Annotated in this window: 12 protein-coding genes and 1 tRNA gene; 3 read left to right on the top strand and 10 right to left on the bottom strand. The window is 73.6% G+C overall.

The genetic code is table 11. From position 1 onward, the window contains the following. The coding region (locus GT045_RS36365; protein WP_161336822.1) for a TOMM precursor leader peptide-binding protein at nucleotides 1-645 on the top strand (645 nt) is incomplete at its 5' end. Next, a complete protein-coding gene (locus GT045_RS36370; protein ID WP_161336823.1) occupies nucleotides 638-2,032 on the top strand; it encodes an AarF/ABC1/UbiB kinase family protein in 1,395 nt (464 codons plus the stop codon). The genes GT045_RS36365 and GT045_RS36370, both read left to right, overlap by 8 nt. A gap of 159 nt (nucleotides 2,033-2,191) precedes the next feature. Here the strand turns inward: GT045_RS36370 and GT045_RS39285 are convergent, their stop codons facing one another. From GT045_RS39285 to GT045_RS36390, 5 genes are all read right to left on the bottom strand, one after another. Beyond that, complete coding sequence (locus tag GT045_RS39285) at nucleotides 2,192-2,404, bottom strand: hypothetical protein (RefSeq protein WP_345942866.1); 213 nt, start codon at nucleotides 2,402-2,404, stop codon at nucleotides 2,192-2,194. 138 nt (nucleotides 2,405-2,542) lie between these two features. After that, nucleotides 2,543-2,866, bottom strand: a complete 324-nt coding sequence (locus GT045_RS36375) for a hypothetical protein (RefSeq protein ID WP_161298460.1) — start codon at nucleotides 2,864-2,866, stop codon at nucleotides 2,543-2,545. After that, nucleotides 2,863-3,231 (bottom strand): WhiB family transcriptional regulator, encoded by a 369-nt coding sequence (locus tag GT045_RS36380; protein WP_161298461.1) that lies wholly within the window; start codon nucleotides 3,229-3,231, stop codon nucleotides 2,863-2,865. Before GT045_RS36380 ends, GT045_RS36375 begins: the two co-directional genes overlap by 4 nt. A 174-nt stretch (nucleotides 3,232-3,405) precedes the next feature. Beyond that, the gene (locus tag GT045_RS36385; protein WP_161298462.1) at nucleotides 3,406-3,726 is read right to left on the bottom strand and encodes a hypothetical protein; all 321 of its coding nucleotides are present in this window, start codon (nucleotides 3,724-3,726) and stop codon (nucleotides 3,406-3,408) included. Nucleotides 3,727-3,889: 163 nt separating this feature from the next. Further along, nucleotides 3,890-6,085 (bottom strand): ATP-dependent DNA helicase UvrD2, encoded by a 2,196-nt coding sequence (locus GT045_RS36390; protein WP_345942867.1) that lies wholly within the window; start codon nucleotides 6,083-6,085, stop codon nucleotides 3,890-3,892. A gap of 194 nt (nucleotides 6,086-6,279) precedes the next feature. Between GT045_RS36390 and GT045_RS36395 the strand changes: the two genes are divergently transcribed. Further along, nucleotides 6,280-6,537, top strand: coding sequence for a mycoredoxin (locus GT045_RS36395; RefSeq protein ID WP_161294231.1), 258 nt, complete (start codon nucleotides 6,280-6,282; stop codon nucleotides 6,535-6,537). Nucleotides 6,538-6,566: 29 nt separating this feature from the next. On the opposite strand, the gene GT045_RS36400 is transcribed toward GT045_RS36395, so the two are convergent. From GT045_RS36400 to GT045_RS36420, 5 genes are all read right to left on the bottom strand, one after another. Further along, nucleotides 6,567-6,641: transfer RNA gene (locus GT045_RS36400), tRNA-Trp, on the bottom strand. Between the two features lie 75 nt (nucleotides 6,642-6,716). Then, a complete protein-coding gene (gene nudC / locus GT045_RS36405) occupies nucleotides 6,717-7,661 on the bottom strand; it encodes an NAD(+) diphosphatase (protein WP_161294233.1) in 945 nt (314 codons plus the stop codon). A 145-nt stretch (nucleotides 7,662-7,806) separates the two neighbouring features. After that, nucleotides 7,807-9,210 carry a dipeptidase gene (locus GT045_RS36410; RefSeq protein WP_161336824.1) on the bottom strand — a complete coding sequence of 468 codons (1,404 nt, stop codon included), beginning with the start codon at nucleotides 9,208-9,210 and terminating at the stop codon, nucleotides 7,807-7,809. A 53-nt stretch (nucleotides 9,211-9,263) separates the two neighbouring features. Next, the gene (locus tag GT045_RS36415; protein ID WP_161336825.1) at nucleotides 9,264-12,809 is read right to left on the bottom strand and encodes a UvrD-helicase domain-containing protein; all 3,546 of its coding nucleotides are present in this window, start codon (nucleotides 12,807-12,809) and stop codon (nucleotides 9,264-9,266) included. Between the two features lie 93 nt (nucleotides 12,810-12,902). Then, a partial coding sequence (locus GT045_RS36420; protein WP_161336826.1) for a PD-(D/E)XK nuclease family protein occupies nucleotides 12,903-13,862 on the bottom strand: 960 nt, incomplete at its 5' end.

Below are 13,862 nucleotides of genomic sequence, written 5' to 3' on the forward strand. Positions count from 1 at the left end.
GCGGTCCGCCGCGCGGCGCCCGGCCGTCCGCCCCGCCGCACCCGTGCCCCGGCGCCCGGCGCCGCGGAGCCGGGCCTCTCCCTGGTGATCTTCGCGCCCCGGGACGACGTCGCCGTGCACGCCCCGGACCCGCGCGCCGCCGAACCCCTCCTGGCCTCCGGCACTCCCCACCTGTACGCCGGTGTCGTGGAGGGCACGGGCGTCGTCGGTCCGCTGGTGCTGCCCGGCGAGACGGGCTGTGCCGGATGCCTGGACCGGAACCGCACGGACCGGGACCCGGTCTGGCCCCGGCTGGTCACCCAGTGGCGTTCCGGCCGGTCCCGCCGCGTCGGGGCCTGCGACCTGGCCCTGGCCACGGCCGTCGCCGGTCTCGCCGCGGCACACGCCCTGGCCTTCCTCGACGGGCAGTCGCCGTCCGGCACCGGCGCCCGCTGGGAGGTGTCGCTGCCCGGCCTGACCTGGCACTCCCGCCCGGTCCGGCCGCATCCGGCCTGTGGCTGCGGGGCGGCGGGCAGGGACAGACCGGAGCACTCCTCAACGGGCGGGGAGCCACGCGGGACAATGGCGGTGCAACGGCCGTCGACGGAGCGGCGACGCGAAGCGGGCGCGACACGGCCGGCTGGGACTTGGAGGGCGCATGTCTGATCTTCCCCGGAAGGCGGTCACCCGTACCGCGAAGCTCGCCGCGCTCCCGCTCGGCATCGCCGGCCGGGCCACCTGGGGGCTGGGCAAGCGGATCGTGGGCGAGTCCGCGGAGATCGTCGGCCGCGAGCTGCAACAGCGCACGGCGGAGCAGCTGTTCAAGGTGCTCGGTGAGCTGAAGGGCGGCGCGATGAAGTTCGGACAGGCCCTGTCCGTCTTCGAGTCGGCGCTGCCGGAGGAGGTCGCCGGCCCCTACCGCGCCGCCCTGACCAAACTCCAGGAGGCGGCCACGCCGATGCCGACCCGCACCGTGCACGCGGTGCTCACGGAGCGGCTCGGAGCGGACTGGCGGGAGCTGTTCGAGGAATTCGAGGACAAGCCGGCCGCCGCCGCCTCGATCGGCCAGGTGCACCGGGCGGTGTGGCACGACGGCCGTGAGGTGGCGGTCAAGGTGCAGTACCCGGGCGCCGGCGAGGCCCTGCTCTCCGATCTCGGCCAACTCAGCCGGTTTGCCCGGCTGCTGGGCCCGCTCATCCCGGGCATGGACATCAAGCCGCTGATCACCGAACTGCGGGACCGCGTCTCCGAGGAGCTGGACTACGGTCTCGAGGCCCAGGCTCAGGCCGCGCACGCGGAGGAGTTCGCGGACGATCCGGACGTGGTCGTGCCTGCGGTGGTGCACCAGTGCGAGCAGGTCCTGGTGACCGAGTGGATCGACGGCATCCCGCTGTCCGAGATCATCGCGGACGGCACCCGGGAACAGCGCGACCGCGCCGGCCAGCTCCTGACCCGCTTCCTCTTCTCCGGCCCGGCCCGCACCGGCCTGCTGCACGCCGACCCGCACCCGGGCAATTTCCGTCTGCTGCCCGGCGGCCCGGACGGCGAGGACGACTGGCGTCTCGGGGTCCTGGACTTCGGCACGGTCGACCGGCTGCCCGGCGGCCTGCCCGCCCCGATCGGCGACTCCCTGCGGATGACCCTGGACGGCGAGGCGGAGGCGGTCTACGAGCTGCTCTGCGCGGAAGGGTTCGTGAAGGAGACCATCGAGCTGGACCCGGACGCGGTCCTGGACTACCTGCTGCCGATCATCGAGCCGGCCCGGGCGGAGGAGTTCACCTTCACCCGCTCCTGGATGCGCAGCCAGGCCGCTCGTGTCGCCGACCCCCGCTCCCCCGCCTACCAGCTCGGCAAGCGGCTCAACCTTCCCCCGGCCTATCTGCTGATACACCGGGTGACCCTGAGCACGATCGGGGTCCTGTGCCAGCTGGGCGCCACGGTACGGATGCGGGAGGAGCTGGAGACCTGGCTGCCGGGGTTCACGGCCGACGCGGCCGAGAGCGGCACGGGCGACGGCGACACGGGTGTGGAGGAGCCGGCGGCGGGCGCCTGACCCGGCGGGGGGCGCCGGGCGGCCGGGCGGGGGGCTAGGCGGAGGGCACCGTGCGGCCGGGCGGGGGCTGGGCGGAGGGCACCGTGCGGCCGGGGGAGAACGGGCCGAGGACGCCGTGCGGCCCGGCTCTCGCCTCCGTCCCGCCCGGCACCGGGCCCGTCACCACCAGGCCGAGTCGAGCCGCCCCTCGATCGCCCGGAGATTCTCGCGGGAACAGGCGTCGCAGAAGTACTCCCGGACGCCGTTCTCCACGGAGCAGGTCCAGGTGACCGGCTGCGGGACGCCGGCCGGGGTGCCGCAGCGGGCACACACGAGGCGGCGGCGCTCCGCGGTGGAGCCGCCCTGATCACTTCCTCCGGGAAGACTCGTCACCCGGCGACGATAACCCCGCAGGTGGCGGATCACCGTGCGCAACGCACCGCGGGGGCCGGTCCGTTCGGCCGGACCGGCCCCCGCGGGGAAGCTTCGCCTCCCTGGTCCGGGAGGCCACCGCTGCTCAGGTGGGTGTCATTACTGCATGACGGCCATGGCGAGCGCACGGCGCGCACGCAGCGAGGCGCGCTCGGCCCGGCGCTGCATCCGCTGGGCCACCGCCAGGCGCATCGCCCGGCGCTCGCGCACGGCGTCATGGAGTCGGTCGTGCATATGCGCACGAGCCAGGGCTTCTTGCATGAGTTGCATCTCTCGGTTCCTGTCCTGGCGCACTTCGGTCGCGCCGGTGGTGGTGAAGTCTGGGGTCGCGGAGCCGGCGGGCTCGGTGGTGGACGGCTTCATCGGGGCCTGCTTCTTGGGGTCGTGCGTGAGGGGGCGGTCGATCGTTCCTGCGGTGTTCATGCTGTGACCGGGTTCTTGCGCGGGCGGCCACGGGGCCGCTTGCGGGCGACGACGACACCCTGGACGAACAGCTCGCCACCCCAGACGCCCCAGGGCTCACGCCGCTCCTTGGCACCGGCGAGGCATGCCTCGATCAGCGGGCAAGTGCGGCAGAGGGACTTGGCGTACTCCACGTCCGCGGGCGACTCGGCGAAGAAGACCTCCGGGTCGTAGGAGCGGCAGGGGACGGGTACGCCGAGGTTCTCGATGGCGTCGTCGAGCGCGGTGAGCGCGGTGAGGGGGATCAAGGCGGAGTCCTCCGTGAGGCCGGGCGGGGGGATCGTTTGTGAAGGCGGTACGGACGGGGCGTGCGCTTCGAGTTGCACGATTGGTTTTCCTCGTCTGGTCGTTCCGGCCGGTTGACCGGGTGGCGGCTTGGTACCGGGTTCGTTTCCTGTCCCGAGGCCCCTTCGCTCCGTCCGCCCCGTTCGGGGCAAACAGAAGGGCCGCGGATCCCGGGTGGGGTTCCGCGGCCCTGAAGGCGCCGGCCTGATCGGCGATCAGGCTGGATCACTCCAGGGTTCTGGCCCACGGAAGGCCCACATCAGGTGGTGCTGCGTCGTCTGCTTCCGGAATCCGGCACCGGCCGCCGCAAAGGCATAGGCATGTGCCTGTGCCACTACCGCTTCCAGTGCCTTGGTCGGTCGCTCATTGCGCTCACGGATGGGAAGACCCGCGAGGGCAACGGAGGACGCCGGACGCGCGGCACGGATGCCGGACAGACCGGTGCCCTTGTTCGAGGCGCCGAGCATGCACAGGGAGACGGTCGAGCGATCGGTCATTTTGGCCGCGCTGGTGGTGCTGATGTTGATGCTGATCACTGGACTCGCCTCCTCTCGGCGTCTTGGGGACCGGGGTGAACCGGCCCGTCGGATATGCAAGTACAACACGGAACCGGGGCCTCGGAGAAGGCCGCTGCTTCCGTGCCTAGAACCTATGGGGATTGCCGGGGCATGTGCAAACTATTTTTCCGACGAGTTGCGATCAGTTGCCCCCGGCCGCCCCCTCAGGCTCCTGACCTGCACAGATGGCCAGAACATCGGCTCCGTAGCTGCGCAGCTTGCGGCTGAGGACGCCAGGGATGCGGGCGAGGTCGGCGGAACTCTCCGGGCAGGTCTCGGCGATGGCCATCAGCGTCCGGTCGGTGAAGACGCAGAAGTCCGGCTGGCCGCTGCGCTCGGCCTGGGCCGCCCGCCACTCCCGGAGCCGCTCGTAGAGCCCCTCGTCCATGTCCGAGGGGCAGTCCGCGCAGCGCATCAGCTTCATCTCGCCCGCGTCGGTGAGCGTGCGGCCGCAGACCCGGCAGCGGGCCGGGGTGCGCTGGGCGCGCCGGGGCACGGCGGCGGGTCCGGCGGTGAACCCGCGCTCGACGCCCGCGCCGGCGGCGGAGCCGGCGTGGCCGACGGTGGGGGTGGTGCCGGGACGCAGGCCGTCCAGGAAGCGGCTCGGTCTGCGGTGGGCACGGCCGCCGGGTGAGCGGGACAGGGCCCAGGAGACATGGAGGCGCTGCCGGGCGCGGGTCACCCCGACGTACAGCAGGCGCCGCTCCTCCTCGATCTGCTCGTCGGTGCGGGCGTAGGTGATGGGCAGCATGCCCTCGGCCACGCCGACCAGGAACACGACGTCCCACTCCAGGCCCTTGGCGGCGTGCAGGGAGGCGAGGGTGACGCCCTGGACGGTGGGGGCGTGCTGGGCGTTCGCCCGCTCGTCCAGCTCCGTGACGAAGTCGGCGAGGGTGACTCCCGGCCGGGCGGCGGCCAGGTCGTGGGCGAGGCCCACCAGCGCGGCCAGCGATTCCCAGCGCTCCCTGACCGCGCCGGAGCCGGCCGGGGGCTGACTGGTCCAGCCCTCGCCGGAGAGGACGGCACGCACCTGTGAGGGCAGGTCCACGACGTCGTCCAGGAGGGAGTCGTTGCCGCCGAAGCGGGCCGCGCCGCGCAGGGCGATGCCGGCCTTGCGGATCTCGGGCCGGTCGAAGAAGCGCTCGGCTCCGCGCAGCTGGTAGGGCACGCCGGCGTCGGCGAGCGCCTGCTCGTAGGTCTCGGACTGGGAGTTCGTCCGGAACAGCACGGCGATCTCGGCGGCCGGGACGCCCGCGTCGATCAGCTCGCGGATGCGCCGGGCGGCGCCCTCGGCCTCGGCGGGCTCGTCGGTGTACTCGGTGTAGACGGGTTCGGGGCCCGGGGGGCGCTGGGAGACGAGTTCCAGCCGGTGGCCGGCGGCGCGGCCCCGGGCCTGGGCGAGCAGACCGTTGGCGAGGCGGACCACCTGGGGTGTCGAGCGGTAGTCCCGGACCAGCTTCACGACGGTCGCCCCGGGGTGCCGGGCCCGGAAGTCGAGCAGATGGTCGGGCGTTGCGCCTGTGAACGAATAGATGGTCTGGCTGGCGTCACCGACGACGCACAGGGCGTCCCGGTCGCCCAGCCACAGGTCCAGCAGGCGCTGCTGCAGGGGGCTGACGTCCTGGTACTCGTCCACGACGAAGTGCTGGTACTGCGCGCGGACCTGTTCGGCGATGTCGTGCCGGTCCTGGAGGACGGCGACCGTCAGCAGCAGGACGTCCTCGAAGTCGATGACGGCGCGGTCGCGCTTGAGGTCCTCGTAGGCCGCGTAGAGGTGGGCGATCTCGGCCGGGTCGCGGGGGGCCTCACGGCCGGCCTTCGCTGCCGCGTACGGATAGTCGGTGGGGACGGTCTGGGTGACCTTGGCCCATTCGATCTCACCGGTCACGTCCCGCAGCTCGTTGCGGTCGAGGCGGGTACCGAGGGCGGCGGCGGCGTCGGCGACGAGCTGGATCTTGCGGTCGACGAGCCGGGGAAGGGAACCGCCGATCGCTTTCGGCCAGAAGTACTGGAGCTGGCGGAGGGCGGCGGAGTGGAAGGTCCGGGCCTGCACCCCCTGGGCACCCAGCTGGCGCAGCCGGCCGCGCATCTCTCCGGCGGCGCGGTTGGTGAAGGTGACGGCGAGCACGCTGGACGGCTGCAGGATCCCGGCGCGGACGCCGTAGGCGATGCGGTGGGTGATCGCACGGGTCTTGCCGGTGCCCGCTCCGGCCAGCACGCACACCGGGCCGTGCAGGGCGGTGGCCACCTCGCGCTGCTCGGGGTCGAGCCCTTCGAGCACCGCGTCGGCCGTCTCCGGTACCTGCGGGAAAAGGGGGGAGTGCGTTGCTGCTGTCACACCGCCATGCTGCCAGGTCGCCCGGGACGGCTGTGCCGGTTGTCCACAGGCAAGGGCTCGCAGTCGTACCAATGCGGCGGGTGTCACAGCGGGAGGGGGCCGGGCGGTGGCATCCCGGCCGGGAATGACGCGCCGATCGCCTACGTTCTGACCCTGCACGACTTTTTCCGAGCGGCCTGAGGAGAGCGAGACAGATGCAGGGCACTGTGACGATGTACAGCACCACCTGGTGCGGCTACTGCCGGCGGCTGAAGAGCCAGCTGGACCGGGAGGGCATCGCCTACAGCGAGATCAACATCGAGCAGGACCCCGAGTCCGCCGCTTTCGTGGAGAAGGCGAACGGGGGCAACCAGACGGTCCCGACCGTTCGGGTCGTGCCCGCCGACGGTGGTACGGAGGTCGTCATGACGAACCCGAGCCTGGCCCAGGTGAAGCAGGCCCTGGCGGTCTGAGGCCGCTCGGGGGCGCCCCGGGCGGAGGGCGGAGCCGGCCGGATTCGAACCGGCGTCCTCGCAGTGGTGGAGAGCGCGCGCGACGGCCTCTGCGCTACGGCCCCGCCCGGCCTGGCATCCCAGCCGCCCCTTCCTCCGGGAAGGGGCGGCTGTGCTGTGTCCCCGGTGTGCGGGGTGGGTCAGACGAAGCCGCGGGTCGGCAGGGGCTTGCCGTACCACATCTCGATCAGGCGGGCCGCGATGGAGATGCCGTAGGGCGGCAGGACCTCGCCGGACTCGAAGGCCGCGTGCAGCTCCTCGCGGGAGAACCAGCGGGCCTCGTGGATCTCGTCCCCGTCGACGTCGATCTCGGTGGAGACGGCACGGGCCATGAAGCCGAGCATCAGGCTGGACGGGAACGGCCAGGGCTGGCTGGCGACGTACTCCACGGGACCGACGGCGACGCCGACCTCCTCGGACACCTCGCGGCGCACCGCCTGCTCGATGGACTCGCCGGGCTCGACGAATCCGGCGAGCGTGGAGAAGCGGCCTTCGGGCCAGTGGACCTGGCGGCCGAGCAGGATGCGGTCCTCCTCGTCCGTGACCGCCATGATCACGGCCGGGTCGGTGCGCGGGTAGTGCTCGGCACCGCAGGCCTGGCAGCGGCGGATGTGTCCGGCCGCCGCGATGACCGTGCGCTCACCGCACCGGGAGCAGAAGCGGTGGGTGCGCTGCCAGTTCTCCAGGCCCACCGCGTGCACCATGAGCCCGGCGTCACGGGCCGACAGCAGCAGGCCGGCCTCCCGCAGGCCGGCCGGGCGCGCGGACTGGTCGATGCGCCCCGGCAGCGAGTCCTTCTGGAGGGCGAAGTAGCTGACGCCGTCCTCGTCGGTGCCCAGAAAGTAACGGTGCGCCTCGGTGAGCGGTGCCTCGAAGGACGGCGTCATCACGAGTTCGGTCCGGCCGTCCGGGGTCTCGTCGATGAGGACCTGGCCGCCGGAGACCACGAAGCAGCGGGTCGTGGGATGGCTCCACGCCGCCGCGAGCCAGGCCTCGTCCAGCCGGTGGTGGGCGGCGCGGTCGATGCCGCTCGGGGCGGTCAGCGAGATCGGTCGGTCGGCTGTGTGGTCGGTCCAGGTGGTCACGGGTGCTTCCAACTCCCCCAGTACAGCGGTTCTTGCGGCGGGCGGTTCGGCGGGACACAGGGCGGGAGGGCACCGGGTCGGGCGCGGGCGGGCGGTCTTTCCAGTGTGCCCCGCGCGCGGTGCCCTCCCGTACGGCGCCGGCCGGTCAGGATGCGGGACGCCAGTTCCCGGCCAGGTCACCCCACAGGTAGGCGCTGGTCTCGACTCCCTTGAGGAGGAGGTCGAGCTCGACCTTCTCGTCGGGAGCGTGCCAGCCGTCCGACGGCACGGAGATGCCCAGGAAGAGCACGGGGGCGCCGAGGACCTCCTGCAGGTCGGCGGCGGGTCCCGAGCCGCCCTCGCGGGTGAAGCGGACCGGCCCCTCGAAGGCACGGCCCATGGCGTGCACCACGGACCGCAGCGCGGGGTGGTCCAGCGGGGTCAGGCACGGGCGCGTGGCCGAGCCGAAGTCGATCTCGTACCGGATCCCGGCGGGGACCTGCTCGGCGGCCCAGGCGCGCACGGCCTTCTCGATGTGGTCGGGGTCCTGGCCGGCGACCAGCCGGAAGGAGAGTTTCACCATGGCCGCGGACGGGATGATCGTCTTGCTGCCCGGGCCCTGGTAGCCACCGCCGATGCCGTTGACCTCGGCGGTGGGCCGGGCCCAGATGCGCTCCAGGGTCGAGTAGCCGGCCTCGCCGTGCAGGGCGGTGGATTTGGCGGTGTGCAGCCAGCGGTCCTCGTCGAAGGGCAGCTCGGCGAAGAGTTCGCGCTCGCGGTCGGTCAGCTCGACGATGCCGTCGTAGAAGCCGGGGACCGCCACGCGCGCGTCGTCGTCGTGCAGGGCCGCGACGAGGCGGGCGGCGGCGGTGGCGGGGTTGGGCACGGCGCCGCCGAAGGAGCCGGAGTGGATGTCCTGGCCGGGGCCGTACAGCCGGATCTCGCACTCGGCCAGGCCCCGCATGCCGGTGCACACCGTCGGGGTGTCCTCGGACCACATGCCGGTGTCGGAGACGATCACGGCGTCGGCGGCGAGCCGCCCGGCCCGCTCCTCGACCAGGGCCCGGAAGTGCGGGGAGCCGGACTCCTCCTCGCCCTCGACGAGCAGCTTGAGGTTGACGGCCGGCGCGGTGCGGCCGGTGGCGGCGAGGTGCGCACGGACGCCGAGTGTGTGGAAGAACACCTGGCCCTTGTCGTCGGCCGCCCCGCGCGCGTAGAGGCGGTTGCCGCGGACGACCGGCTCGAAGGGGTCGCTGTTCCAGCCGTCCTCGCGGGCGGCGGGCTGCACGTCGTGGTGCCCGTAGACGAGGACCGTGGGCGCCTCCGGGTCACCCGAGGGCCACTCCGCGAAGACGGCCGGGGCCCCCGGGGTCTGCCAGACCTCGGCCGTGGGGAAGCCGGTCTCCAGAAGCTTGGCGGCGAGCCAGTCCGCGCTGCGCCGTACGTCGGGCGCGTGGTCGGGCTGGGCCGACACGGAGGGGATGCGCAGCCATGCGGTGAGGTCCTCGAGGAAGGCGGCGCGGTGCTGCTCGATGTACATGCGGACGGCGCTGTCCGGGGTCTGGCTCATGCTCCCGAGCCTATCCGCCCGCACCGACATCCTCGGAGGGCGGTTCGTCACACTCAGGTCGCCCCCGATGACCGCTCCGTCCCGCCCGTGAGCAGGCGCTCCAGCGCGTCCCTGCCCGGCAGGCCGGTGGGCCGCACGACCTCGCCGCTGCGCACGTACAGGAAGCCGGCGGTGACCGACTCGGGCGGCACGCCCTGCTGCTCGGCCCAGGCCAGCCGGTAGACGGCGAGCTGGAGCGGGTCGGCGGTGCCGGTGCGGCCGGTCTTCCAGTCGACGATCTCGTACGTGGCCGCGTCGCCGTCGCCGTACCGGTAGACGGCGTCGATGCGGCCCCGGACGACGCGGCCGGCGAGGGTGAGCTGGAAGGGCGTCTCGACCCGGTACGGGGTGCGTCGCGCGTACTCGGTGCGTTCGAACGCCTCCTTCAGGGCTTCCAGGTCGCGTTCGTCGGCGATCTCGGCGTCACTGCCGGGCAGCTCGTCCGGTTCCAGCAGGGGCAGCGTCAGCTCCTCGAAGCGGCTCTCGACCCAGGCGTGGAAACGGGTACCCCGGCGCGCGGCCGGTTGCGGGGGGCGTGGCATGGGGCGCGCGAGTTCCTGCGCGAGCCCGTCCGGGTCCTCGGCCAGGCGCAGCAGCTGGGACGCGGTGAGCGTGCTGGGCAGCGGGACGTCGGTGACGGCCTGCCGCGCGCGCAGCAGCTCCCCGGTGAGCGCGTCGAGGTCGCGGTCCCAGGATGCGACGGTCCGCGCTTCCTCGGGGGTGAGGGAGGCGGGGGCCGACGGGCCGGCGGGCCCGGGGCGGGTCTGCGGAGCGGGCGCCTGGTGCGGGACGGGCACCTGGTGCGGGGCCGGGGCCTGGTGCGGGACGGTGTACGGCTGCCGGCCCGGTTCGCGGGCGTACGGCTGCCCGCCGCCCGGTTCGTGGCCGGACGGGTGCTCGTGCGGCTCGTCGTACGGCTCGTGCGGCTCGTCGTACAGGTCGTCGTACGGCTCGTCGCCGAACGGGTCGTCCTCCGGTGGTGCGGGCCAGTCCGGGTGGTCGTCGCCGGCGGGGTCGTGCGGGACGGGGCCGGGGGCGTCGGCCGCGGTGGCGAGTGCGTCCAGGTGGGCGAGGACGGTCTCGGCGGCGGTACGGCGGCGGGCCAGGGCCGCGGCGTCCAGGGGAAGCGGCCACACCTGGTCGGCGACGGCCGCGTGCAGCGCCGGGTTCTCCGCGTCCTCGGCGGGCTCGTCCGCCCATGCCTCGATCTCGCCGTGTCCGGCGGCGCAGTGGTCGTACAGGGCCTTGAGGAAGTCGGAGGGGCCGCGCGGCTTCTTCTGGCTGGGGCCCCACCAGTGGCCGGAGCCGAGCAGCAGCGAGCGCGGGCGGGTGAAGGTGACGTAGCCGAGCCGCAGTTCCTCGGTGTGCTGGTGCTCCTTCATGGCCTCGTGGAAGGCCCTCATACCGCGCGAGTCCCAGTCGCCGACGTCGGGCAGGGTGTCGGTGTCTCCGCGCAGGGCGTGCGGCACCACCCTGGCCTGCGCGGTCCACTTCTCGCGGCCCTGGGCACTGGGAAAGGTGCCGGTCACGAGTCCGGGCACGGCCACGACGTCCCATTCCAGGCCCTTGGACTTGTGCGCGGTGAGCACCTTCACGGTGTTCTCACCGCCGGGCAGGGCGTTGTCCAGCCCCTTCTCGTACTGGGCGGCGGTGCGCAGGAAGCCGAGGAAGGCCAGCAGGGACGCCTGGGCGTCGCTCGCGGCGAAGGACGCGGCGACATCCAGGAAGTTGGACAGGGTCTCGCGGCGGCGGGCGGCGAGCGCGTTCGGCGACGCCGACAGCTCCACCTCCAGACCGGTGACGGCGAGCACACGGTGCAGGACGTCCATGAGCGGGTCGGCCAGCGAGCGGCGCAGGTCGCGCAGCTCGGCGGCCAGCCGGGCGAAGCGCACGCGCGCGTCCGGGGAGAACGGCAGCCCGTCGTCGGCGTCGCCCGCGTAGCCGGCGTCCGTCGGTGATTCCAGGAACGTGTCCAGGGCGTCGGCGAGGGACGTCACCTCGGCCGGGTCGACCCCCTCCACGGCCGCGGCGAGCCGGTGGTCGGGGTCGTCGGCGCCGCCCGCGCGCGCGTGGGCGACGAGCAGGCGGGCTCGGCGGCCGAGCAGCGCGAGGTCGCGGGGCCCGATGCGCCAGCGCGGTCCGGTCAGCAGGCGCACCAGGGCGGCGTTGGCACCGGGGTCCTGGAGGACCTCGCAGACGGCGACGAGGTCGGCGATCTCGGGCAGGTGCAGCAGCCCCGAGAGGCCGACCACCTCGACGGGGACGTCACGGGCGACCAGGGCGCCCTGGATCTCGGCGAAGTCGGTCGCGGTGCGGCACAGGACGGCGATCTCGCCGGGCGGCGTGCCGGTGCGCACGAGGTGCGCGAGGGAGTCGGCGATCCACTCGATCTCCTCGGCGTGGGTGGGCAGCAGCGCGCAGCGGACCCTGCCGTCGTGCTCGGCGCCGGGCGCCGGGCGCAGCGCCTCCACGCCCGCGTGCATGGCGCGCAGGGGTGCGGCGAGACCGTTGGCGAGGTCGAGCAGGCGCCCGCCGCTGCGGCGGTTCTCGCTGAGCGCCTGCCGGGTGGCGGGCCGGCCGTCGGAGCGGGCGAAGTGGTCGGGGAAGTCGTCCAGGTTGGCGACGGAGGCGCCGCGCCAGCCGTAGATGGCCTGGCAGGGGTCACCGACGGCGGTCACCGGGTGACCGGTGCCGTCGCCGAAGAGGCCCGCCAGCAGGACCCGCTGAGCGACCGAGGTGTCCTGGTACTCGTCCAGGAGCACCACCCGGAACTCCTCGCGCAGCAGGCGGCCCACTTCGGGGATGCGGCCGAGGCGGGCCGACAGGGCGATCTGGTCGCCGAAGTCGAGCAGGGCGCGCTCGCGCTTGGCGGCCCGGTAGCGCCGGACGAGGCCGGCCAGCTCCCGGCGGGCCGCCGCCGCCTCGGGGACCTTGCGCAGGTCGGCGTTGGTGAGCTTGGCGCTCTCCAGGGTGCGCAGCAGGTCGGCGTCCCAGGCGCGCAGCTCCTCGGGGTCGACGAGGTGTTCGGCGAGTTCGGCGTCCAGGGCCAGCAGATCGCTGACGAGGTCGGCGAAGGAGCGGGTCAGCGCGGGGTAGGGGCCGGGCGCCTCGCGCAGCACCCGCGCGGCGAGCTGGTAGCGGGTGGCGTCGGCCAGCAGGCGTGAGCTGGGTTCCAGACCGAGGCGCAGGCCGTGGTCGGTGAGCAGACGGCCGGCGAAGGCGTGGTACGTCGAGATGACGGGCTCGCCCGGCGGGTTGTCGGGGTCGATGGCGTCCGGGTCGGTGACGCCGGCCTTGATCAGCGCCTTGCGGACGCGTTCCGCCAGCTCACCGGCGGCCTTGTTGGTGAAGGTCAGGCCGAGGACCTGTTCGGGGGCGACCTGTCCGGTGCCGACCAGCCAGACCACGCGGGCCGCCATCACGGTGGTCTTGCCCGACCCGGCGCCGGCCACGATCACCTGCGGGGCGGGCGGCGCGGTGATGCAGGCCGTCTGCTCCGGGGTGAACGGGATGCCGAGGAGCTCCTTGAGCTGCTCGGGGTCGGTGATACGGGCGGGCATGTCGAAAGAGGCTAGCGGCGGGGACTGACAACCGGGGCCACAGTGCCCTTCCGGTGTGGAAGACGTGCAGGTCAGCAGGGGTGGTGCCGTACGTCACTCGACCACGTGCCGGCCCTCAGGACGCGCGCTGCACGCGGCACGGAACGCACAGTGCGTGCAGTGCTGGCCGGCGCTCGGCGTGAACCGCTCGTCGAGGACCTTTCCGGCGGCGGTGGCCAGCAGCTCGCCGACCCATTCCCCGGCCGGCGGCTCCTGGGTCTGCACCTTGGGCAGGCTCTCGCCCCCGTCGCGCTTGGCGGCGCCCTGCCTGAGGTGGACCAGTTCGGCGCCGCCCGGCTCGGGGCGCACGCCGTCGAAGGCCGTGTCGACGGCGCCCTCGCGGACGGCGAGCTGGTAGACGGCGAGCTGCGGGTGCCGTTCCACCTCACGGGCGGTGGGCGCCTGCTTGCCGGTCTTGAAGTCGACCACGTAGGCCCGGCCCTCGGCGTCCGTCTCCACGCGGTCCATCTGGCCGCGGATGCGGACCTCGTAGTCGCCCGCTTCGAGAGTGACGTCGAAGTCCTGCTCGCTGGCCACCGGGGTGCGGCCGGCCTGGGCCAGCACATGCCAGTTCAGGAAGCGTTCGAGCGCCACGCGCGCGTTGTCCTTCTCCTGCTGCGACTTCCAGGGGGCGTCGAAGGCGAGCGCGTTCCACACCGAGTCCAGCCGCTCCATGAGGACGTCCAGGTCGGCGGGGGTGCGGCCGGAGGCGACCTCGTCGGCCAGGACGTGCACGACGTTGCCGAAGCCCTGCGCGGTGGTGGCGGGGGCGTCGGCCTTCACCTCGCGGCCCAGGAACCACTGCAGCGCGCAGGTGTTGGCGAGCTGGTCGAGGGCGCTGCCGGAGAGCACGACGGGCTGGTCGCGGTCGCGCAGCGGCACCTTGCTCTCGGTCGGCTCGAACATGCCCCACCAGCGGTAGGGGTGCGCGGCCGGCACCAGCGGGCGGCCGTCCTCGTCGGCGAGTGCGGCGAGGCGGGCGAGGCGGCGGGCGGCGGCCTCGCGCAGGGCGGC

This window comes from Streptomyces sp. SID486, assembly GCF_009865385.1.
Lineage (GTDB): Bacteria > Actinomycetota > Actinomycetes > Streptomycetales > Streptomycetaceae > Streptomyces.